Origin of the sequence: Moorena sp. SIO3A2, from assembly GCF_010672265.1 — a bacterium.
In the GTDB taxonomy this organism is placed as follows: Bacteria; Cyanobacteriota; Cyanobacteriia; order Cyanobacteriales; family Coleofasciculaceae; genus Moorena; species Moorena producens.
The window spans coordinates 105,634-125,883 of sequence record NZ_JAAHHC010000010.1 but is presented as its reverse complement, the minus strand read 5'-3'; the positions used below and the strand labels follow the sequence as shown (position 1 = coordinate 125,883).

At 44.6% G+C, this 20,250-nt stretch carries 16 protein-coding genes; 10 read left to right on the top strand and 6 right to left on the bottom strand.

The features are described 5' to 3' along the window. Positions 1-23 precede the first annotated feature (23 nt). From F6K64_RS13725 to F6K64_RS13700, 6 genes are read left to right on the top strand one after another with little or no spacing between them, the layout of a single operon-like run. Positions 24-1,187 carry a LegC family aminotransferase gene (locus F6K64_RS13725; RefSeq protein WP_287265593.1) on the top strand — a complete coding sequence of 388 codons (1,164 nt, stop codon included), beginning with the start codon at positions 24-26 and terminating at the stop codon, positions 1,185-1,187. Next, positions 1,184-2,293, top strand: coding sequence for an amidohydrolase family protein (locus F6K64_RS13720; protein WP_287265592.1), 1,110 nt, complete (start codon positions 1,184-1,186; stop codon positions 2,291-2,293). Before F6K64_RS13725 ends, F6K64_RS13720 begins: the two co-directional genes overlap by 4 nt. Continuing rightward, positions 2,290-3,195: a sugar phosphate isomerase/epimerase family protein gene (locus F6K64_RS13715; RefSeq protein WP_287265591.1), complete on the top strand. Its 906-nt coding sequence runs from the start codon at positions 2,290-2,292 to the stop codon at positions 3,193-3,195. The genes F6K64_RS13720 and F6K64_RS13715 overlap by 4 nt, the downstream gene beginning before the upstream one ends. A 60-nt stretch (positions 3,196-3,255) precedes the next feature. Further along, entirely contained in the window at positions 3,256-4,719 is a 1,464-nt protein-coding gene (locus F6K64_RS13710; protein WP_287265589.1) for a flavocytochrome c, read from the top strand. A gap of 28 nt (positions 4,720-4,747) precedes the next feature. After that, positions 4,748-5,608, top strand: coding sequence for an SMP-30/gluconolactonase/LRE family protein (locus F6K64_RS13705; protein ID WP_287265588.1), 861 nt, complete (start codon positions 4,748-4,750; stop codon positions 5,606-5,608). Between the two features lie 28 nt (positions 5,609-5,636). Beyond that, positions 5,637-5,957 carry a hypothetical protein gene (locus F6K64_RS13700; RefSeq protein ID WP_287265587.1) on the top strand — a complete coding sequence of 107 codons (321 nt, stop codon included), beginning with the start codon at positions 5,637-5,639 and terminating at the stop codon, positions 5,955-5,957. Here the strand turns inward: F6K64_RS13700 and F6K64_RS13695 are convergent. Both F6K64_RS13695 and F6K64_RS13690 read right to left on the bottom strand, forming a co-directional pair. Next, the gene (locus F6K64_RS13695) at positions 5,920-11,535 is read right to left on the bottom strand and encodes a trifunctional serine/threonine-protein kinase/ATP-binding protein/sensor histidine kinase (RefSeq protein WP_287265585.1); all 5,616 of its coding nucleotides are present in this window, start codon (positions 11,533-11,535) and stop codon (positions 5,920-5,922) included. The genes F6K64_RS13700 and F6K64_RS13695 overlap by 38 nt on opposite strands. 24 nt (positions 11,536-11,559) lie before the next feature. Next, positions 11,560-11,817: a hypothetical protein gene (locus F6K64_RS13690; protein WP_287265583.1), complete on the bottom strand. Its 258-nt coding sequence runs from the start codon at positions 11,815-11,817 to the stop codon at positions 11,560-11,562. A 298-nt stretch (positions 11,818-12,115) separates the two neighbouring features. Between F6K64_RS13690 and F6K64_RS13685 the strand changes: the two genes are divergently transcribed. Further along, on the top strand, positions 12,116-12,913 hold the full coding sequence (locus tag F6K64_RS13685) for a pantothenate kinase (protein ID WP_287265582.1): 798 nt from the start codon (positions 12,116-12,118) through the stop codon (positions 12,911-12,913). A 32-nt stretch (positions 12,914-12,945) separates the two neighbouring features. On the opposite strand, the gene F6K64_RS13680 is transcribed toward F6K64_RS13685, so the two are convergent. Continuing rightward, the gene (locus tag F6K64_RS13680) at positions 12,946-13,401 is read right to left on the bottom strand and encodes an NUDIX hydrolase (protein WP_008187901.1); all 456 of its coding nucleotides are present in this window, start codon (positions 13,399-13,401) and stop codon (positions 12,946-12,948) included. Between the two features lie 380 nt (positions 13,402-13,781). Here F6K64_RS13680 and rbp point away from each other — a divergent pair, with 380 nt between their 5' ends. Together rbp and F6K64_RS13670 are read left to right on the top strand one after the other, a co-directional pair. Then, a complete protein-coding gene (gene rbp, locus F6K64_RS13675) occupies positions 13,782-14,072 on the top strand; it encodes an RNA-binding regulator (protein ID WP_287265581.1) in 291 nt (96 codons plus the stop codon). 683 nt (positions 14,073-14,755) lie between these two features. Next, positions 14,756-14,953 carry an Asl3888 family RNA-binding protein gene (locus F6K64_RS13670; RefSeq protein WP_008187899.1) on the top strand — a complete coding sequence of 66 codons (198 nt, stop codon included), beginning with the start codon at positions 14,756-14,758 and terminating at the stop codon, positions 14,951-14,953. 579 nt (positions 14,954-15,532) lie between these two features. On the opposite strand, the gene argH is transcribed toward F6K64_RS13670, so the two are convergent. The 3 genes from argH to F6K64_RS13655 form a co-directional block, all read right to left on the bottom strand. Continuing rightward, positions 15,533-16,927 (bottom strand): argininosuccinate lyase, encoded by a 1,395-nt coding sequence (gene argH, locus F6K64_RS13665; protein WP_287251915.1) that lies wholly within the window; start codon positions 16,925-16,927, stop codon positions 15,533-15,535. A gap of 313 nt (positions 16,928-17,240) precedes the next feature. Next, positions 17,241-17,492 (bottom strand): hypothetical protein, encoded by a 252-nt coding sequence (locus tag F6K64_RS13660; RefSeq protein ID WP_287251917.1) that lies wholly within the window; start codon positions 17,490-17,492, stop codon positions 17,241-17,243. Positions 17,493-17,520: 28 nt separating this feature from the next. After that, positions 17,521-18,981: a GAF domain-containing SpoIIE family protein phosphatase gene (locus tag F6K64_RS13655; RefSeq protein WP_287251918.1), complete on the bottom strand. Its 1,461-nt coding sequence runs from the start codon at positions 18,979-18,981 to the stop codon at positions 17,521-17,523. Positions 18,982-19,416: 435 nt separating this feature from the next. Between F6K64_RS13655 and F6K64_RS13650 the strand changes: the two genes are divergently transcribed. Then, positions 19,417-19,848: a helix-turn-helix domain-containing protein gene (locus F6K64_RS13650; RefSeq protein ID WP_008187894.1), complete on the top strand. Its 432-nt coding sequence runs from the start codon at positions 19,417-19,419 to the stop codon at positions 19,846-19,848. Positions 19,849-20,250 lie beyond the last annotated feature (402 nt).

The following is a 20,250-nucleotide window of genomic DNA, read 5'->3' as shown; positions in this document are numbered from 1 at the left end:
TGATTGATGGCACACAAAAAAACATGCCCCAAAGTTTTATTCCCCTCTGTATCCCAGAAATTCGAGGTAACGAGTGGAAATATATCAAGGAGTGTCTCGATACCAACTGGGTTTCCTCCGTTGGGGCTTATGTGAACCGCTTCGAGTCAATGGTGGCAGACTATGTGGGAGCTAATCATGGGGTAGCCACAGTTAATGGCACATCTGCCCTACATACAGCTTTGCTGGTAACGGGGGTTGAGCCTGACGATGAAGTGCTGGTTTCAACCCTAACCTTCATTGCCCCAGCGAATGCTATCCGCTATGCCGGTGCTTGGCCCATATTTATTGATTCCGAGCCTGAGTATTGGCAAATGTCTCCCCGTGAGGTCGTGGACTTTTTAGAACAAGGATGCGATTTTAAAGACGGAGAAGTGCGCAATAAGCATACTGGTCGCCGTGTGAAAGCTATCATGCCTGTGCATATCTTGGGACACCCGGTCGATATGGAGCCGATACTGGCAGTGGCCCGCAAATACAACCTCTTAGTAATTGAAGATGCCACAGAAAGCTTGGGCGCAAAATATAAGGGGCATAGGGTGGGGCACCTAGGGGATATTGCCTGTTTCAGCTTTAACGGCAACAAAATCCTCACCACTGGCGGTGGGGGGATGATTGTAACAGATAACGAGGCTTGGGCAAGTAAAGCGAAATATCTAACAACCCAAGCCAAAGACAATCCAGTAGAATATATTCACCACGAGATTGGCTATAACTACCGCTTGACAAACCTCCAAGCCGCCATGGGATGTGCGCAAATGGAGAATTTAGAGGAGTACATTGCCGCCAAGCGTCGTATTGCAGCCACCTACAGTGAGGCATTTGCCGAGGTCCCTGGACTGACCCCAATGGTCGAAGCGACCTGGGCATCGAGCATCTTCTGGATGTACACTTTATTGGTAGATGAGTCTCAATATGGGCAGGATAGTAGGCAGTTATTACGCCGTTTGCAAGAAGCCAAAATCCAGACACGACCCTTATGGGAACCCCTGCATTGTAGTCTTGCCCATACCCAGGATCAGCCAAGGGAAAGCTTAGCCGTTGCCGAAAAACTAAACCAGCAAGCCTTAAGTCTCCCCTGTTCCGTGGGATTGTCTGTTACAGACCAACAACGAGTCATTGAGTTTATTCTCAAGGAGAAACAATGATTATTGATGGTCACAGTTACTGCTTTCCGCCCCTTGGTGAAGCCAATGGCTTTCCCACAGTCCAAGAGCATTTACGTTACCTCCAGCGAGAAATGGCAGATCATCATCAGCCCGTTTGGCGTTTGCGCGATTGGGCAGTGGGTGATAATAGTTTGCTTGCTGAACCCCAGGACAAGACCTTGCAAGGGTTAAAGGAAGTCAATTTTCGCTCTGGTGGTTACGGACGTTTTGTCTGGACGGTAGAAGGGGAAGAGTATGCCAAGCAATATTTGCCTCCTTACCTCACCGATTTGTCTCATCCCCCCGAAATGCTGATCGCGCAAATGGATTACATCGGTATTGACCGTGCTGTACTTCATGCTCATCCTATTTTCGGATTTCTGAACGATTATCTCGCAGACTGTGTGCAACGCTATCCCAACCGACTGTTTGCCCTAGCTAGCATTCCAGAGTGGAAGATAGAGCACGATTCCCAGGGGATAGTAAATGAGATACAGCGAGCTTACTCGAAGGGGCTAAATGGATTACAATTTAGCGTCCACAATCGTTACCGTTATAGTGTGACCGAATCATGGGATGCCCCGGCCTGCCGTCCATTCTGGGATGGCGTCACCGCACTGGGCAAACCGATTTTTTTTACCATTTGTGCCCCATGTCCGGGCTCAACCGTAGAGGATTATCTGAGCCAGTTACGGATTTGGCAAGGCTGGTTAACCCGCTATCCCAATGTTTCAGCGGTTCTAACTCATGGCTTTCCTTGGCGCTTGTTCCTTTCTGACCATGGACTGCATCTCCCGGATGCCCTCTTTGAGCCATTCCGTACTTCCTCTGCCAAACTTCAACTCCTGTTTCAGATCTCCCTGGGCAACGTCTGGGACTACCCTTATACTCAATTGCATCCAACCATTGTGCAACTGGTGGAAACATTGGGTTCTGATCGCCTGATGTGGGGCACTGATATGCCCAATGTGGAGCGTTTCTGCAACTATCGGCAAAATCTAGAGACGTTTCGGACCCATTGTCAAGGAGTCATTTCTGACCAGGATATTAACAACATTATAGGTGGCACTGCTGCCCAGCTATTTAATCTTGGAGATAGCCAATGACCAATTCAAACTCTCGTACTATTTTTGCTTCTACCGCCTGCCTTAAAGGGGGTGTCTCCTTGATGGAGAAGTTATCTACCTATTATGATGCTGGCATTGAGGCGATCGAATTGGGAATGCGTGTCAACGTTGAGGAAGGTGATCTCGAAAAATTGGTTGAGATGACCTCTCGGTTTTTGGTTCATAACTACTTTCCGCCACCATCCAACTCATTTATCCTTAATTTAGCCTCTGACAACTCCACTATTAGACAACGTAGCTTGGACTTAGCCCAACGGGCAATCAAGTTAGTTCGTCAACTTAATGCCCCGTTTTACTCAATCCATGCAGGGTTTATGACCGATCCCTATGGTTTTGGGAACCCTTACTTTTTATTTCCTGAACTGACGGGAGTCAATGTACGTCAAGAAGTATTGGATCGCTTTGTCAATGCCGTATCAATCGCCAATCAGTATGCCCTTGACCATGGAGTGGGTTTATTAGTCGAGAACAATGTCTGTGCGCCCCCCATCAAGGGACAAGTCTTACTCGATCGAGCCGATGAGTTTTTGCAACTTTTCGAGGCCATAGACAGCCCTAACCTGGGTATTATACTCGATTTTGGTCATCTGAATGTGGCAGCACACACATTGGGATTTGATCGCCTAGACTTTATTGAACGACTGACTCCCTATATCCGATGTTTTCACGTCCATGACAATGATGGGATGTTTGATAGCCACAGCCCCCTTCAGCCCGGTAGTTGGGTGCTTGAGGTTCTCCGCCGCCCAGAATTTGCCCATTTGCCGCTGGTGGTGGAAGGAAAGTTTGATGATGTCACCAGTTTATCTCAACAGGTAAATTGGTTGCGGGAAACATTACCAGTTGCATCTCAATTGGTTACGGGAAACATTACCAGTTGAATCTAAATTGGTTAAAAGCAGATCTAGAGGGAGTATGGGTCATCACCTCAGAAGATAGAAATGCAATCAAATCAGATAATCAAAACAGAGCCAATGGTCGGAAATTGGGCTGCTGAGGCTGATGTTGTCGTCATTGGCAGTGGATTTGCGGGACTTGCTGCTGCGATTGAGGCCAGAAAAGTTGGGGCTTCAGTCATTGTTTGTGAAAAAAGAAGCACCTGTGGTGGCAACTCCATCATTAGTAATGGCGTGTTAGCGGCAGTTGGTTCGCCCATGCAGGAAAGGGAAGGAATTCAGGATTCACCCGAACTTATGTGTCAAGACATATTAAAAGCTGGACGTGGTAGAAGTGATCCAGCTCTCGTCAAAATTGTAGCTGCAAATTCTACGCAAATACTCCAGTGGACGATTAACGAGTTGGGTATTGCCTACAAAGACAGGGTAGACCAACCGGGAGGTCATTCAGTACCTCGTTGTCATACTCCCTATAATGCATCAGGTACTGCAATCATCAAACCACTTTTAGCGAAGGCTAAGGAACTGGGAATAGAAATTAAAACAAAAACAAAGCTGACAAAGTTATTGAGAGATTCTTCTGGTGAAATTAAAGGAGTAGCAATCTGTCCAAACAGCCCTCAAAAAGCAAATGGTAGTCAAACTCTAAAGTCTATCAAAGTTAGAAAAGCCGTTGTTTTAGCTACGGGAGGTTTTGCCGGTGACGTTCAATTCAGAACTATTCAAGATCCTCGACTCACTGAAGAGGTAGAGGATACCAATCGACCCGAAACCACTGCCGAAGCTTTGATTGAAGCGATGAGGATTGGGGGTAAAACGGTAGATCTTTCTTGTATTCAGTTGGCACCTTGGACTTCTCCTGACGAGAAATCATTTGGATTTGGTGGTCTCTTTGCAAGTTATGCGGTTTCTCCCTATGGAATATTAATAGACCCCACAACTGGAAAGCGTTTTGTTAACGAATTGGCAGACAGAAAAACTCGTGCTGATGCCATCTTAAAGATAGAGCAACCTTGCATCGGCATTGCCGATACAGAAGGTTTAAAAAACTCCAAACATGCTATGACGAATCCGAATTATGACATTAATAAATATATACAACAAGGCGTTATCAAAAGATTTAGTACACTAGAAAATATTGCTAGTACCTATAACATTCCTGGTGAATCTCTAAATGAGACATTAACAAAATTCAATAACTATGTAACCAACAAACAAGACCCAGATTTCCAAAAAACGATTTTAAAAGCTGCACGACCTCTCCAACCACAGTATTATGTAATACGTATATGGCCCAAAATACATCACACCATGGGGGGGCTAAAAATTAATACGAAGGCTCAAGTCGTTAACTCCAACGATCAACCCATTAAACGGTTGTATGCAGCAGGAGAAGTGACTGGTGGAATTCATGGAGCCTCTCGTCTGAGTGATTGTGCCACGACAGAGTGCCTGCTTTTTGGTCGAATTGCTGGTTGTAATGCGGCTGCCGAAGAACCTTGGGATTAAAGTAGAGCTTGTTGCTAGGAATCAAACAATGAATCAAATCGAGCATGTTCTAGCCATCAAAAACAGGTTGGGGGAAGGACCAATCTGGCACCCCGAAGAACAAGTGTTGTACTGGGTGGATATTGATGGTCACTGTTTTCTGAAGTTTGACCCTACCACAGGCAAGCACCAACGCTTTGAAGTGGGACTACCAATAGGAAAACTAGCCTTTCGGGCTAATGGTGGTATCATCATGGCAACTCAAAATGGTTTTGCTTTTTGGGATGATGTCACAGCCTCAGGGCAATTCATTGTTGATCCAGAAGCCCACAAACCCCAAACACGCTTTAATGATGGTGCTGTGGATTGTCAGGGGCGTTTTTGGGCGGGAACCTTAGGGGATAGTTATAACAATGCTTTATACCGATTCGACCCCGATGGTTCTGTCCATATTATGGAAGATGGAATCGGCATGGCCAATGGTATTGGGTGGAGTCCGGACAACCAAACCCTCTATTTTACCGATACCCTGCGACATACCATTTATGCCTACGATTATGATGCGATCGCAGGCACGATTGCAAGCTGCCGCGTTTTTGTGCATGATGATAGCGCTGGTTTACCCGATGGCTTAACCGTAGACAGTGAAGGCTTTATTTGGAGTGCATGGTGGGGGGGGTGGCGCATCACACGCCATGATCCCGAAGGCAAACTAGAACGCCAAGTTGAAATGCCTATCGAATGTCCGACCAGTTGTACCTTCGGGGGTAAAAACTTGGATGAATTATACATTACATCGGCTTGTGCGGCTTTGGGTCAAGCAGCCAAGCATAAGCAACCGTTAGCGGGGGATTTGTTTCGCTTAAAGACAACTGTGCCTGGCCCTACCACCTACCAATTTGCTGGATAATGGCAAGTGGGTAATTTGAATTTTAATCTTGAAAAGGATTGTCGATCCAAGGGATAATAGTGATATCGGTATCGGCGCAGTCATAAGTCAATTAATTCAAGTAGGAAAGGGTTCTGTGATTGGCGCGGGTAAGGGACGCCAAAGGCTAACAACCAAACAACCTTGGCCAATAGGCACGCGCGTTGCGTTCAACCTACCCTACACCCAATCCCAAAGGCGAACAACCAACCAACCTTCAACCTTCAACCTTCAACCTTCAACCTTCAACCTTCAACCTTCAACCTTCAACCTTCAACCTTCAACCTTGGCCTTTAGGCCACCCTACGGGAACAACCTATCGGTAGAGTAATAATAAACTCAGTACCCTTACCAATTTGAGAATTTACCTCAATCTGCCCCAGTAGCTTCTGAGTCACTAAGTTATAGACAATATGCAGCCCTAAACCACTGCCACCTCTGGCTCTAGCAGTAGTAAAGAAAGGTTCAAAAATTTGCCCTAAATGATCCTGAGCAATCCCACAGCCATCATCGTGATAGGTAATCATTAATTGTTCTTCAACTCTGTCAACCTGAAGATGTAACTGTCCATTTTGTTTGGGCTGATAACCATGGCTAATAGAGTTGATGACTAAATTCGTAATAACTTGGGAAATAGCCCCTGGATAGGTTTCTATGGTAACTGTTTCATCCCCTTCTATGGTTAACGTGTGGGAGGTTTGTTTGAGTTGAGGCTCTAAGCTGATTAAGACCTCCTCTAGATATTCTTTAACATTCAAGGTGCGCTTATCTAGATGAGCTTGGTCAACTGCAACTTGTTTAAAACTTTGCACCAACTCCCCAGCTCGTTCTAAGTTACTTAGAATTAGTTCACTGGATTCTTCGACGGTGTCTAGATAATTTTTTAGCACCGATCGCTTCAATTTTCCATCTTGTAAAGCCTGACGAAACCCTTTAGTTTCATCAGCTAAAATAGAAGCAGCGGTAATACTAGTACCAACAGGAGTATTGATTTCGTGGGCGACTCCCGCCACCAGACCACCCAAAGCTGCCATTTTTTCCGATTCCACTAGCTTTTTCTGAGTAGCCTTAAGGTCGTCGAGAGTATCAGAGAGTTCTTGGGTGCGTTCAGCTACCTTTTCTTCTAGGTTATGGGAATAATCTTCTAGTTGGCTTTTGGCTTGATCTAAATTGCTGTAAAGTTGAGCATTTTCCAAAGAGATAGCAGCTTGAGAACACAGAAGTTTCAGGACTTCCAGTCTGTCACTAGTAAATGCTGCAGTGCATTGATTATTTTCGAGATATAGAATACCAATCAGTTTACCTTGATTAAGGATAGGAGTACACAAAACACTTTTTGGTTGTTGCTGAATAATATAGGGGTCAGCAGCTAAGGTTGTTTCTTCACTAGCGTTATCAAATACCAAAGCTTGAGATTTGTGGGAAACAGCATTAATGACGCTGATCGGAATAGTATTACTTTCTTCGATAGGAATCGATTGTAGTACTGTCAGCACAGGTTTTGTCTCTAAGTGGTTGCTGTCGTAGTTTTCTGATCCTGTTCTTGATGCAGTCGCTTCTGGGGGAAACCCCCAAGACCCCGCTGCATCACTTTGGGTCAATTCTTCTCCACTGTTGCCTGTTGCCTGTTGCCTGTTCCCTACTTCTGAAAGAAGTCTTGGCTTTAGGACTTGATCCATTGAACCTTGAGCTTCAATCACCCATTTTCCAGCTTTGGGTAACATCAGAACACATTTTTCTGCTCCCGCATTCTCTATCACCACTTCCATCAGAGTAGAGAGTAACTGCTCAAGGTGAATTTCACTAGAAAGCACTTGAGAGGCTTTGATCACACTAGCCAAATCCAATGCTTCAGAAATTTTAGTGCTGCTGGATGTGACAGTTGGGTTTAGAGTATTGCTAGGGTTGACACTAATTTTTGATTCCACCAGGATCGGAGCAAGTAAGTCAGTATAGCGTTTTTCCAAATCCTCAACTTTAGCTTTAGCTCCCCAACGAGCGTATGCATAATAGGCATTGGTAAGGTAAGCTTGAGCAATGGTTTTTTTATCCCAATCCAGGAAAAATTCTGCTGCTAATTCATTAGCTAAGGCTTCCACTTGAAGATATCCCGTATCCATAGCTCCGGTAATTGCCCGGTCATAACCTTCCATCGCCCACAGAATATTTCCTTCAACTCTTGCCCTCTCAGCTTCTACCAGGTCATATTGGTGTTGATAATTGACTGGAGCATGTTGTGCCCACAACCGTAATCGCTCCTGATTTGCGGCTACTATCTCTAGAGCCTGTTGCTTTTCCTGGGAGTCTACCTGATTACAGTTGGCTAACAGTGCTAAGGAGTAATAGAAACTATGCTCGGAAACATACAGTGTTCCAGCTGCTGCTTGTTCATATTCCTTGCCAATTGCTCCGGCTTCTACGGCTTCTGTGTACTCTTTAAATAAGTACAGTAGCATGGTTTTTGCGCCATAGGCACAAAGCACTAGAAAGACAATGTTATTCTCAATCCAATTGGGTAGAATAGCTAATTCATCGATATAGTCACCGACCAAATAACGGGGATTGGCTACTTGACCGAGGAGATTAGCAACGGTTTGTTGACCAATGCGGATAAAGCTTTCGTGGAATTCAAACTTAGCTTTAGCGATCGCTTCAAAATATTTACCCTGTATCTGTTGTACAGAGTCTAGATTATTCCCAGCAAAAAAATGATAGTTACAATAGTGAACAGCCCCATAGAACGCATACTCGATATCGCCGTTGTCAAATCCACTTTGAATTGCTGCTATTAATGACGTATCTGTTTCTCGGATATGTTCTTTCCAAGGTCTAACAAACACGTCAAACATATTGCCAACCTTAGCCGTAAGCTCCAAAGCATTATATTGCTCCAGGAGTTGAATTGATAAGCGACCAAACTCATAGCCCCGATCAATATCTAAGTAAGCACCACAAAGGAGGGCACCGTACCAACTATAGGCTGAAGCTGCCCAGGATGAATGACCGTATTTAATACAAAGCTTGACTGTAGTCAGAATAATTAATGGCCACAGGACTGGATTAGCAATATAGGAGGCAGAACTGGCATTAGTCAAAATCCGGATAGCGGCTAGCTGATAAGGGTCAGTAATGTCTGGCAAGTTAGCTAAATTAGCAATGTCCTCAACCTCTAACTGTAACTCTTCCCGTAGCTTCTCAACTTCAGTATTAATTTCTTGGGCTTCCGTGGGAATAGCTATCCCTAGCATTTTCAAAACGTTGATGGCTAATTCGATAGCTTTATTCATCTTATTTTGAGTAATATAAAATAAGATTTGTAGCTCATAAACTTTGACTTTATCTAAAAAGTTATTAGCTTGTTTTAGGACTATCTTTGATAAGTGTTTGGCTCGCTCTAAATTAACCGTTAAGTATTCCGCTTCAACCGCTGCTATCGACAGAGATAGGCTCAAGTCATAGTTACTATCCCAACTATCTGACCGTAGGAGTTTCAGACCGTAATTAAAATACCGAACAGCCGGTTCATAAGCCGTCGCTGATTTGGCTTTTTTACCAGCTAATAGATTTAATCCTGCTAGTTGGTCTCTCTCTGACGGATTGGTAATTAGGTCAGCACCGATATTAAGCTGATTGACAATATCAAATATCTTCTCTTCCCGTTCTGGTTCAGAAGTATTGCTTAACAGCAGTTGCCCAATTTTTAGGTGGGTTTGTTGCTTATGGTCTTGATCAATCAGACCATAGGCTGCTTGCTGTACCCGGTCATGGAGGAATTTGTAAATGGGGGAAGAGTGATGGGGCAGTCGTGATCGGGGATAGCTTTGATCAATGCTCTGTTGAGATTCATCGGTAGTGTGGAAAAACTTATAAATCTCGCTTTGGGGTAATAGTAATTCTTCTTGTAAGGCTTTCCAAAGATCAGCGGCTGTTTCCGTTTGGGATTTTTCATAGACAATGGCTAGGGTGGCTAGATCAAATTGGTTGCCAATACAAGCAGCCAGTTTGAGTACTGATTGAGTCGCTGCTGGCAACTTTTTCAACTGTAGCGCCATAAATTCTACGACATCATCACTCAAGGCCAGGGCTCTTACTTGAGCAATGTCACACTCCCAATTACCTACCTCAAAATTAAACCTAATCAGATTCTCGGCATGGAGGGATTTCAGGAATTGAGTGGCAAAGAAAGGATTGCCTTTAGTTTTCCGAAATACCAATTCTGTCAGAGGTTGTGCTAGTTCTTCTGAACAACTGAGGGTATCAGCAATCAGATGATTTAAATCAGAGTGTTTTAGAGGGGCTAGAGTGATAGTATTAACCTTTACCTCAGTTTTGCTAATCTCATCCAAAGTTAACATCAACGGATGGGTTGGAGAGACTTCGTTATCCCGATAGGCTCCAATCAGCAGCAAATAACGAGTATCAGTTTCCCTCATCAACAACTGCATCAACTTCAAAGATGCTGAATCCACCCATTGCAAGTCATCTAGGAAAATAACTAAGGGATGCTCAGCAGTAGTGAAGACTTGGATGAATTTCTGAAACAGTCGATTGAATCGATTTTGTGCTGCACCAGCTGATAGTTCTGGCACAGGAGACTGTTTGCCAATGATTTGTTCTAGTTCAGGGATAACGTCAATGATGACTTGACCGTTTTCTCCTAGTGCTAACAGAATTTTGATTTTCCAGTGTTGTAATTGTGCATCCCTTTCCGTAAGCAGTTGTCCCATCAAGTCCCGGAAAGCTTGGACAAATGCAGAAAAGGGAATATTGCGCATAAATTGGTCGAATTTCCCTTTGATGAAGTAACCCCGTTGTCGGACAATCGGCTTGTGGACTTCATTGACCACAGCAGTTTTCCCAATCCCGGAAAACCCTGCTACTAAAATCATTTCGCTCCTGCCTCGGGAGGAATTCTCTTGAAGTTGAGTCTTGCCAGCAACCCGGTCAAAAGCCGCTAGTAAAGTTTCGACTTCCCTGGCGCGACCATAAAGTTTCTCGGGAATCACGAAGCGATCGCAAATATCCTGAGTGCCTAACTCAAAGGGTTCAACCCGACCAGTTTCCTGCCATTGGCATAAGCAAGTCTCCAGGTCATACTTCAATCCCAAAGCACTTTGATAGCGGTCTTCAGCATTTTTCGCCATCAGTTTGCTAATCATGTCCGAGACAATGGTGGGAATATCAGGATTAATAGTATCGACTGAAGGTGGCTGCTTGGCAATATGGCAGTGAACCAACTCAATTGGGTCTGTGCTAGGGAAGGGTAACTGTCCGGTCAGGAGTTCGTAGAAGGTGACTCCCAAAGAATAGAAGTCGCTGCGGTAGTCAATGCCCCGATTCATCCGTCCAGTTTGTTCCGGAGACAAGTAAGCTAGAGTTCCTTCCAGGACATTGGGACTTTGAAGCACCATTATTTCCCTTGGCAGTAGAGAAGCAATACTAAAATCAATCAGTTTGACTTGTTTAGTATCCCGGTTAATTAGGATGTTGGCAGGTTTAATATCTTTGTGAATGACTCGGTTGCGATAGAGTCCATCAAGGATGGATGCAATTTGAAGAGCAATGTGGAAAAATTCCGTTAGAGAGGTTAATTTTAAGCTTTCTAGATTAGAGCAATAGGTTTTGAGGGAAATACCACCAACATTCTCCATCACCAAACCATAGCCATTGCGGTAGTGTTTTAAACTGTAGGGTTTGACGATGCCAGGTAGATCAAGGTTTTTGGCAATAGTATATTGATTACGAAACTGCACCAGTTCACCAAAGCTGGGATATTCACTCAAAAGCAGTTTGATCACAACTGGTTTTTGGTCTGACTCACGAATTCCTTGATACACTAAGGTTCTAGCATCGGAATAGATAATCTCGGTCATTTGATAGCCAGTCAGTGTCACCATAGTGCTGCTCATATTCATCTAGTCTTCATCACAGGTTCAGGTACCGGATGAGAAGTTTGAGATGATTTCTCTTCCGGTACAGGGATTTTTTCCCACTGTGACTAGTCTTCCCAAAAACATCAATCTAGAATCGATCAGGCAAAAGAAAAGGCAAAAGGCAATAGGCAATAGGCAATAGGCAAAAGGCAATAGGCAAAAGGCAATAGGCAATAGGCAATAGGCAAAAGGCAATAGGCAATAGGCAATAGGCAATAGGCAATAGGCAATAGGCAATAGGCAATAGGCAATAGGCAAAATTATTTCCCGTACTCGCTACTCCCGACTCCCGACTCCCGACTCCCGACTCCCGACTCCCGACTCCCGACTCCCTACTCCCTACTCCCTACTCCCGCGCAACCCAAAACGAAAGTACCTCACCGAATTGATAACTGCTATAGTAGCATTTCTATTTGAGATGTAAACTTATAAGGTCTTTTTTGAGTTTTCTATAAAACTCTGTATCTCTTGCACCTCTTGCCTCTTGCCTCTTGCCTCTTGCCTCTTGCCTTTTTCGACAATCTATGAATTTACAAATCGTTTGAAAAAACTATATATGACAACTAAGGCAAACAGCTTTTTAGGATTAGTGATTGGCAATTCCCGGCTACATTGGGCTTGGTTTGTGGATAACACCCTGAAAAAAGCCTGGGATACCAACCATCTAACCCCAGCAACTGTAGAGCAGTTAATCGAGGACTGGACGTCTAGTGTCATGTCAGCGGAAATTTTCCCACCCCAGTTAGCAGCTCAGGGTACAGACACATCCAAGCCATTACCCCTTTACATCGCTTCAGTAGTACCTGCCCAAACAGCACTCTGGCAAAACTATTCCGATACTACAATATTGACCCTGGAAGATTTACCCCTTTCCGGACTATATCCCACCCTAGGCATTGACCGCGCCTTGGCGTTATTTGGTGCTGGTCACAGGTATAGTTATCCAATTTTGGTTATTGATGCTGGTACTGCTCTAACCTTTACTGGTGCTAACCAAAACCTACAGCTAATCGGAGGGGCTATCTTGCCAGGATTAGGATTACAGTTACAGTCTCTAGCACAAAAAACTGGAGCATTACCCGCCATTGAACTACCAGCTCAGTTACCAAAGCGTTGGTCACTCGAAACATCAGGAGCCATGGCAAGTGGTGTGGTCTATACAGTATTAGCTAGTATCCGGGATTTTATTGAGGATTGGCAAAGGGAGTTTCCCAACAGTCCGATTGCTCTGACTGGTGGCGACTCTGAGCAGTTAGTTACTTATCTCCAATCTCAATTTCCTGGAATAGCAGCTCAGATTATTGTTGATCCTTACTTAATCTTTTGGGGAATGTTGTCAGTCGTTGGTAGTTAGTTGCTGCGGTGACTTTTGTGGGGAATGGGGAATTAAGCAACGGTGATATTACCCTCAAAATAGTCCTGTAACTGACGGTCATGGTCATGGCTGAGGTTTCCCTTAGGGATAGCTTCCAGTTCAAACGCCTTGACTTCACTAATTTCCAATACGTCCTGTACCTCCATGGTTCCAGTCACATCAGCTTCTACCAGAATACAGATAGAATGGACTCTGGGATCTCTTCCTGGTGCTGAGTAAACCCCAACTAACTGGCGAATCTTGAGCAACTCAAGTCCGGTTTCCTCAAATAATTCCCGTTCGATAGTCGTTGGAATATCTTGACCCCAGTTAACCATCCCTCCTGGTAGAGCCCACTTACCATTGTCACGACGTCGAACTAGCACAATTCGCCCATCCGGCAAGAGTGGAATGATGCTCGTACCGGTAATAGGATGTCGAAATATAATCCCCAGAACTGTTTGGACAAATTGCCATAATCTTCTCATGTGATGATAGGGCTGTTGATTGTGTGTGTTGCTTTTACTGACTGCTATGATAGACATTATGGATGCAAGTTCGGTAACGTCAGTGATTGAAAAGTCCATTGTGATGCAATTCAACGTTGAACGTCTGAGTAGTTAACAGCTAGGAGCCTAAGGAATACCTAACCGGTTACAGGCAAATCACTTGTGGTTAAATCTCTGTCTTGATGCAAAGCGCGAGTGGGGGGCCTCCTTTGACCGCACCGGTAGTCGCTCATGGGGGGTGATCCCCAAGACCGCGCTACCTCGCTGCATCGCTGTCATAACCTGGGTAGATATGCACCAGTGCTTTGCCCTCTCACCGACCTTCATCTGAACATTTTCGATCAGATGGACAACTCTAAATGACTATATACATTGGCAACCTAGATTATCAGGTTACCTCTGAAAACTTACAGGAAGTATTTCAGGATTATGGTACAGTATCAAAAGTAGTAGTTCCTAAAGATAGGGAAACAGGTCAAGGGCGTGGATTCGCTTTTGTTGATATGGGGACAACAGATCAGGAAGATTCTGCCATTGCTGAGCTAGATGGTGCAGAATGGATGGGGCGTTATATGCGCGTCCGCAAAGCTAGACCAAAGACTAACGACAACGACAACAATCGAGGAAATCGTAGTCGCAGTGGGTTCTAGAATAAGTTATAACAACAGTAGGCTTCGAGGACAATCAAGAAGTATGTTGTGGAAAACTAACCATTTTCCTTTGCCGTGGGTGACCGAAAAAGTGGGTCTCAAGCCCCGTCCTTCTAGGAGGGCTTTTGTTCACTGTGGTATAATAAAAAGGTAGCCTAGCACAGACAGGATTCGTCGGTACTGTCAACAAACTAACGACGTAAAGCGATGCTAGTACATGAGGCGCGAAAAACCTCATTAAAAACGTATGGATCAAGCGCGGATACCGACAACCAGTAAAGCAAATCTTAAAAGATGAAAGTACCGTGGGGTTAGAAGTTACCGTAAGAAGAGTGGAGCCAAAATCGGCAAAGTTTTAACCCTTTTACCCATAGACGACTAACCATAAAGGCTCCACTCTTCTAAGGTTTCGTCTCCGGCACACGGAAACTGAGGAAACTCAACGCTTAGGGAGATAAGCCCACTGGGGTTAGTTAAATTAAGCTCAATATTTGGTTTTTAACGGATATTTGGCTTAAATATTGCCTTTGGCGGATAACTAATTTTAAGGCATGTCGAAGAACTAAGAATCCCCGTCCTTCCAGGGCGGGGAGTGTCAAATGGGTAACTTAAATAAACCAAGCTGAATCTAGTCTAAGACTTGGGTTTGATAGTGTTTTTGTTTTTTTATCAATGAGGTAGACATGGCAAAGCGCCGCAATCTAAAAAAGGAAAAGGCGCAGCGGAATCAAGCTTACGCCCGTAAGTTTCGGAAATCCAAGCGTAATACGGGCCGTTTTTCCAAAAATAGACGGTACGGTAGCAAACCTCCTAAGTCGGAGGAAACAACAGCAGAAACTAACAACGAGGATAATTACCAAGGTGGTACTGGTGCGATGTAAGGAGTCAGCTATCAGCTGACTGTCATAGCTGACTCCTTACATCCGATCAGGCAGCTACCCCAGTTGATTAACTACTGTTGATGTAGAAAACTTAGGAGTATCGAGTCAGGAGCTTCGAGTCAGAATAAGTCAAGGTTATGTGATTGGAATAAACAAAAGTCAAAGTATCTTTTAAGCCAAAAACTAACTAAAAATCCTTACTTCTGATCCGAAGTTTCCCGATCCGAACTTCCCTATTATTAAGATTATTAAGTATTTTTGTACTGGTGCAAGATCGACAAGATCTAAATTAGAGATAAATTGTAAGCATTCAGCCGTCAGCTATCAGCTTATGCGCTACGCGCACGCTACTTGAGGTGCTTATGGGCTACAGATGTTGCTACAGATGCTGCTATCAGCTTATGCGCTACGCGCACGCTACTTGAGGTGAGGTGCTTATGGGCTACAGATGGTGCTTTTGAATAAAACAGGTAAGCATTTGTTTAATCTGAGTTACGTCTGCATGATAGCTGACGGCTGACAGCTGATAGCTGTTCGCGTAGAGTGCGCGTAGCGCATATGCTTACGATAAATTAGCGATCAATCATGATTGGAATTTAAGCGATCGCATGCATCCTGAATCCCTCGCCTAACCTGGTCAAAACCAGTGCCACCATAACTATTCCGACGAGCTACTACTTGAGTAGGGGCAATGGCTTGATAAATATCCTCCTCAAAGGCTGGGTGCAAAGTTTGCCAGTGTTCGAGGCTCAAATCCTTCAGTAACTTCCCGGATGCCAAACAACTTCTGACCACCTTACCCACCAGATTGTAGGCTTCCCGAAACGGAACTCCTTTTGAGGCTAAATAGTCAGCGACATCGGTAGCGTTAGAGAAATCTTCAGTAACTGCTGATGCCAAACGTTCGGTACGAAATTCTAACCCTTCCTGCCAGAGAATGGTCATGGCTTCGAGACAGGCTTTGATAGTGTTAACGCTATCAAACAGTGCTTCTTTGTCTTCTTGCAGGTCTTTGTTGTAAGCCAAAGGTAGCCCTTTCATCAATACCAACAACCCTTGCAGATGACCAAAGACACGACCAGTCTTACCTCGTACCAGTTCCGGAACATCAGGATTTTTCTTTTGGGGCATGATGCTCGAACCAGTAGCACAACTATCGATGAGAGTAACAAAGCCAAATTCCTGAGATGCCCAGAGAATGATTTCCTCTGACAATCGGCTCAGATGTACCATGATCAAACTGGCAGCACAGAGGAATTCAATGGCAAAGTCGCGATCGCTTACTCCATCGAGGCTATTACCATAAATTCCTTCAAAATGCAAGGTTTTGGCGGTATGATGTCGGTCAATGGGGAAGGTTGTCCCTGCTAAGGCTCCACAACCCAGGGGTGAGATATTCACCCGTCGTCGGATTTCCCCTAAACGCTGCCAGTCCCGCTCTAGCATTTCTACGTAAGCTAACAGGTGATGGGCTAAACTGACTGGCTGAGCCCGTTGCAGGTGAGTATAGCCAGGAATCAGGGTTTCAACATGAGCTTTGGCCAGATTGAGCAAGACCTGTTGGAAGTTACGTAACTGGCTACGAATCTGATCAATCTGCTCCCGGAGGTAGAGTCGGGTATCCGTACCAACTTGGTCATTACGCGATCGCCCTGTATGTAGCTTCTTGCCAACATCACCCACAAGTTCAGTTAGGCGGCATTCTACAGCTAAGTGTACATCTTCAGCATCAACACCAGGGTTAAATTTTCCTTGGTGGTATTCTGAACGGATTTGTTCTAAGCCAGCTACTAGCTGCTGAGCTTCCGACTCAGAAATAATGCCAGTATGGGCAAGCATCTTGACATGAGCCACAGAACCAGTAATGTCATACTCAATCAGTTCTATGTCAAAGCCGATACTGGCATTGAAGCAAGCAATTGCTGGATGTAACGCTGATTCAAATCTCTGACTCCAGGTTTTTTGCTCAGTCACAGTTTTGGAAACAAGATAAAGGACAAAAGATAAAGCACAAAAGACTCGTTAAACGAAGTTAGATTTAGTATAAGCATTCAGCTATCAGCTATCAGCTATCAGCTATCAGCTATCAGCTATCAGCTTAGGCGCGTAGAGCATAAGCTAAGAAGGGCAAATCCCCAGACTTTCAATTCTATAAAATTTGGAACTATTAAATTTTACCGTTTGGGCATTGTGCAATGGGCATAGGTGTAGACTAAGCGAACCGCACAGGCTACGGAAGATGTATCTTAAGCTGACGGCTGACAGCTGACGGCTGACAGCTGACGATTTAGTTAAACGAAGTTAGATTTCTGAATAAGTAACCAACAACTAAGCCAATCACCAGCGCTGCAGCCTGACCAGAATCAATAAAGTTTTGCCAGGCCGTCTTGATTTGACCAAGTACATCTGGATCTTCAATAGTTTGAGCCAAAACTAGCCCATCGATGGGTAACTGAGAGTTCAGCCATCCCAAGACATCAGTCCAATCGCTAATGCTATCTAACGGAACTATTACTGTTTGTATGCCTACAATCACCATTGCTATGCTTTCCTATACGTTAAATCTATTAGTCAAGCCTTGATTTTACCTGCATTACGACCAGTGTCATATCATCTCCGTTAGTTGTTGTACCAGTAAACTGCTGGACTTGCTGAAATAGGTAATCTAAAATTTCCTGAGCACTATAACTATGTTCACAGGCCCACTGGAAGCTTTGGGTTAGATTTTCCTCATCAAAGCGATTGCCATTGAGATTCGCTGCCTCGGTCACCCCATCAGTGTAGTAAATAATGGTGTCCCCTGAATCGAGCTGCACTTGAGAGTCTTCGTATTGAGAATCAATTTCTAAACCAATCAGCATCCCTCCTGCGGTATCCAAGGGTTTGATAGAACCGGTTGATGCCTGCCACAACAAGGGGGGATTGTGAGCGGCATTACTATAGGACAAAATCTTGGTTTTGGGGTCGTACTCAGAATAAAACAGGGTGACGAACCGATGGGAATTTTCCAAGTCAGGATACATAACCCGGTTCAGGTGTTCGAGAATGCGTGCAGGGGAGTGACCGTTTAGTACTTCTGCTCGCAGCATTCCCCTGGTCATAGTCATAATCAACCCAGCCGGAACCCCTTTTCCCATCACATCACCAATCACAATGCTCCAAGGTAAATAAGCACTGTGGTCATCAGTGAGATGACCATCCCCGGAGTTTTTCGGTCCGAGCTGGTCGTAGTTGGTGGGAATGAAATCGTAGTAGTCACCTCCGACACGGTTAGCGGTTTTACAGAAAGCCGCTAATTCCACCCCTTCAATTTCAGGGCATTGGCGCGGTAGTAGGCGGATTTGGATATCGGCACCAATTTCTAACTCTCGATCTAAGCGTTCTTTATGGCGTAGCTCAACTTTCAGTTCATCATTAGCGATCGCTACTGCAGTTTGGTCAGCCACTAACCTTACCAACTTCTGTCGTGTTGCTGTCCAGTTATATTGTGGGTCATGGCTAAAGATATACAAATGTCCTTGTTCAACATTTTTAACCAGAATCGGAAGACTAAACAGTTTGATATTGGGTTCAAGATAATCCCTCAAGAGTTTATCAAAGGATGCCTGAACCAGTTTCAAAGAGGTTGGTGTGTGCTGATCATTCCCCCCTTGGCCATTAGGACTTGTCACTTGGTGGGTGGTCTTTTCTATCGCTTTACGAATAGTCTGAACCACCTGAGGGTTCTGGTAGTGTAGGTCAGATCGTTGTACCTGACCATCTCGATTGAACAAGATTAAAGCTCCCCCATCGGCATCACTCACCCGTGCTGCCATTAGAGGAATTAACTCTAAAAACTGATTGAGATTGTTGAAGCTGCGTAAGGCAAACCCCAATGAACTTAACAAATCTTGAACCTTGTGCTGTTCTCGATAAAGACGTGCCACCAGTTCTTTGAGGGTGGACACAGGGTTTTTCTTAGCAGCAGCATAGGAGCTGGTGCTATTCGTTGAACTTGAGGGTTGGTGGGGAATGGGCAGTGCTGTCATTGCATCAGGTGTTAGGAGCGTTACCAGTTATGCTGCACAAACCATCAGGTTAATCAGGAGTTAGAACAGATGTCTACTCAGGTTTTGTCAAGCAGCTGTTGCTGACACTGTTGACCTGTGAAGCCTACGATGGCTGACCCTGGATCTTCACGGTAGTTTTGCTTAGGTATTGATTCAACCATGTAGGATAACTAGCGCAACAGTATGGCATCCTACAGTAGCACTGATTGCCATTTTTAGCTATTCCAGAAGTCCCAACCAATCATTCCAACTGACCTGATTTGTCTAATGATAGCCCTAATTACACTCAATGTTATTCAGGGAATCTTCTGAGTGCTGAAGTTTAATGCATTAATTAATAGCACCCGATGATTCCACGTTTCACAAATTTTTCTGTTATACTAGTTTTATCGGAATAGTTTAAGGAGTCAACTGATGAACAAGTGCGTTGGTACTACTGAAGCGGCATCTCTGTTAGGAATTTCTTCTAGACGATTGCGACAACTCCTAAGCTCTGGCCGGGTCAGAGGTGCTTATAAAAGCGGTAAATTCTGGATTATTCCCCTGTTTAACTATCTGCCTCAAATTACCAAAGGCAGACGTGGCCCAAAGGGTAAGTGGCTTAAAAATCGTCCTCCGGCTCTAGCTAAGATCAATGTCAACCGCAATCACATTGGCTCGAATATGCACAAAAGTCCCAAAGACCGGAAGCCAGTGATTTCAGTAAAACGAAGTGGCAACAATCTATACGGCAACCAAGTAGAAATCCTCGGCCCATGTCGGATTGTCTATCAGCCAGATCACCCACTCGATTGTGGCGCTCGTTTGTGGATCGAAACCTTCAGTGATGTTCACTTCATTTCTTGATGCAAAGCGCGAGTGGGGGAAACCACGGCAGTCGCTCATGGGGGAGACCACGGCAGTTGCTCATGGGGGAAACCCCCAAGACCGCACTGCCTCCCCAAGACCGCGCTGCATCGCTGGTGGCAGTTTTCCTGCTAGTCGCTAATTACCAATTACTAGGAATCCCAACACTGAAAGCTCCGTCTCTTTAGAGCCGGTCAGAAGTTACCGCAAGAATAAGGAAGCCTTTATGGTTGGTCGGCTATGAGTAAAGGGTGAAAACTTTATGATTAAGGCTTCCTTATTCTAAGGTTTCGTCTCCGGGATGAAAGTGCTTAGCGAGTTTATTCGCCTTGAAAAGATATTGAATCATAGTTGTATAATTACGCTATATGTGTTAGCGTAATTGTATACATAAGAGGTCGA

Excerpts from the sequence above, each read along its gene's own strand:
- rbp (WP_287265581.1), top strand. The coding sequence starts at position 13,782 with ATGACTATATACATTGGCAACCTAGATTATCAGGTTACCTCTGAAAAC.
- F6K64_RS13655 (WP_287251918.1), bottom strand. The coding sequence starts at position 18,981 with ATGACAGCACTGCCCATTCCCCACCAACCCTCAAGTTCAACGAATAGC.
- F6K64_RS13650 (WP_008187894.1), top strand. The coding sequence starts at position 19,417 with ATGAACAAGTGCGTTGGTACTACTGAAGCGGCATCTCTGTTAGGAATT.
- F6K64_RS13705 (WP_287265588.1), top strand. The coding sequence starts at position 4,748 with ATGAATCAAATCGAGCATGTTCTAGCCATCAAAAACAGGTTGGGGGAA.
- F6K64_RS13720 (WP_287265592.1), top strand. The coding sequence starts at position 1,184 with ATGATTATTGATGGTCACAGTTACTGCTTTCCGCCCCTTGGTGAAGCC.
- F6K64_RS13660 (WP_287251917.1), bottom strand. The coding sequence starts at position 17,492 with ATGGTGATTGTAGGCATACAAACAGTAATAGTTCCGTTAGATAGCATT.
- F6K64_RS13715 (WP_287265591.1), top strand. The coding sequence starts at position 2,290 with ATGACCAATTCAAACTCTCGTACTATTTTTGCTTCTACCGCCTGCCTT.
- F6K64_RS13670 (WP_008187899.1), top strand. The coding sequence starts at position 14,756 with ATGGCAAAGCGCCGCAATCTAAAAAAGGAAAAGGCGCAGCGGAATCAA.
- F6K64_RS13680 (WP_008187901.1), bottom strand. The coding sequence starts at position 13,401 with ATGAGAAGATTATGGCAATTTGTCCAAACAGTTCTGGGGATTATATTT.
- F6K64_RS13695 (WP_287265585.1), bottom strand. The coding sequence starts at position 11,535 with ATGAGCAGCACTATGGTGACACTGACTGGCTATCAAATGACCGAGATT.
- F6K64_RS13710 (WP_287265589.1), top strand. The coding sequence starts at position 3,256 with ATGCAATCAAATCAGATAATCAAAACAGAGCCAATGGTCGGAAATTGG.
- F6K64_RS13725 (WP_287265593.1), top strand. The coding sequence starts at position 24 with ATGCCCCAAAGTTTTATTCCCCTCTGTATCCCAGAAATTCGAGGTAAC.
- F6K64_RS13685 (WP_287265582.1), top strand. The coding sequence starts at position 12,116 with ATGACAACTAAGGCAAACAGCTTTTTAGGATTAGTGATTGGCAATTCC.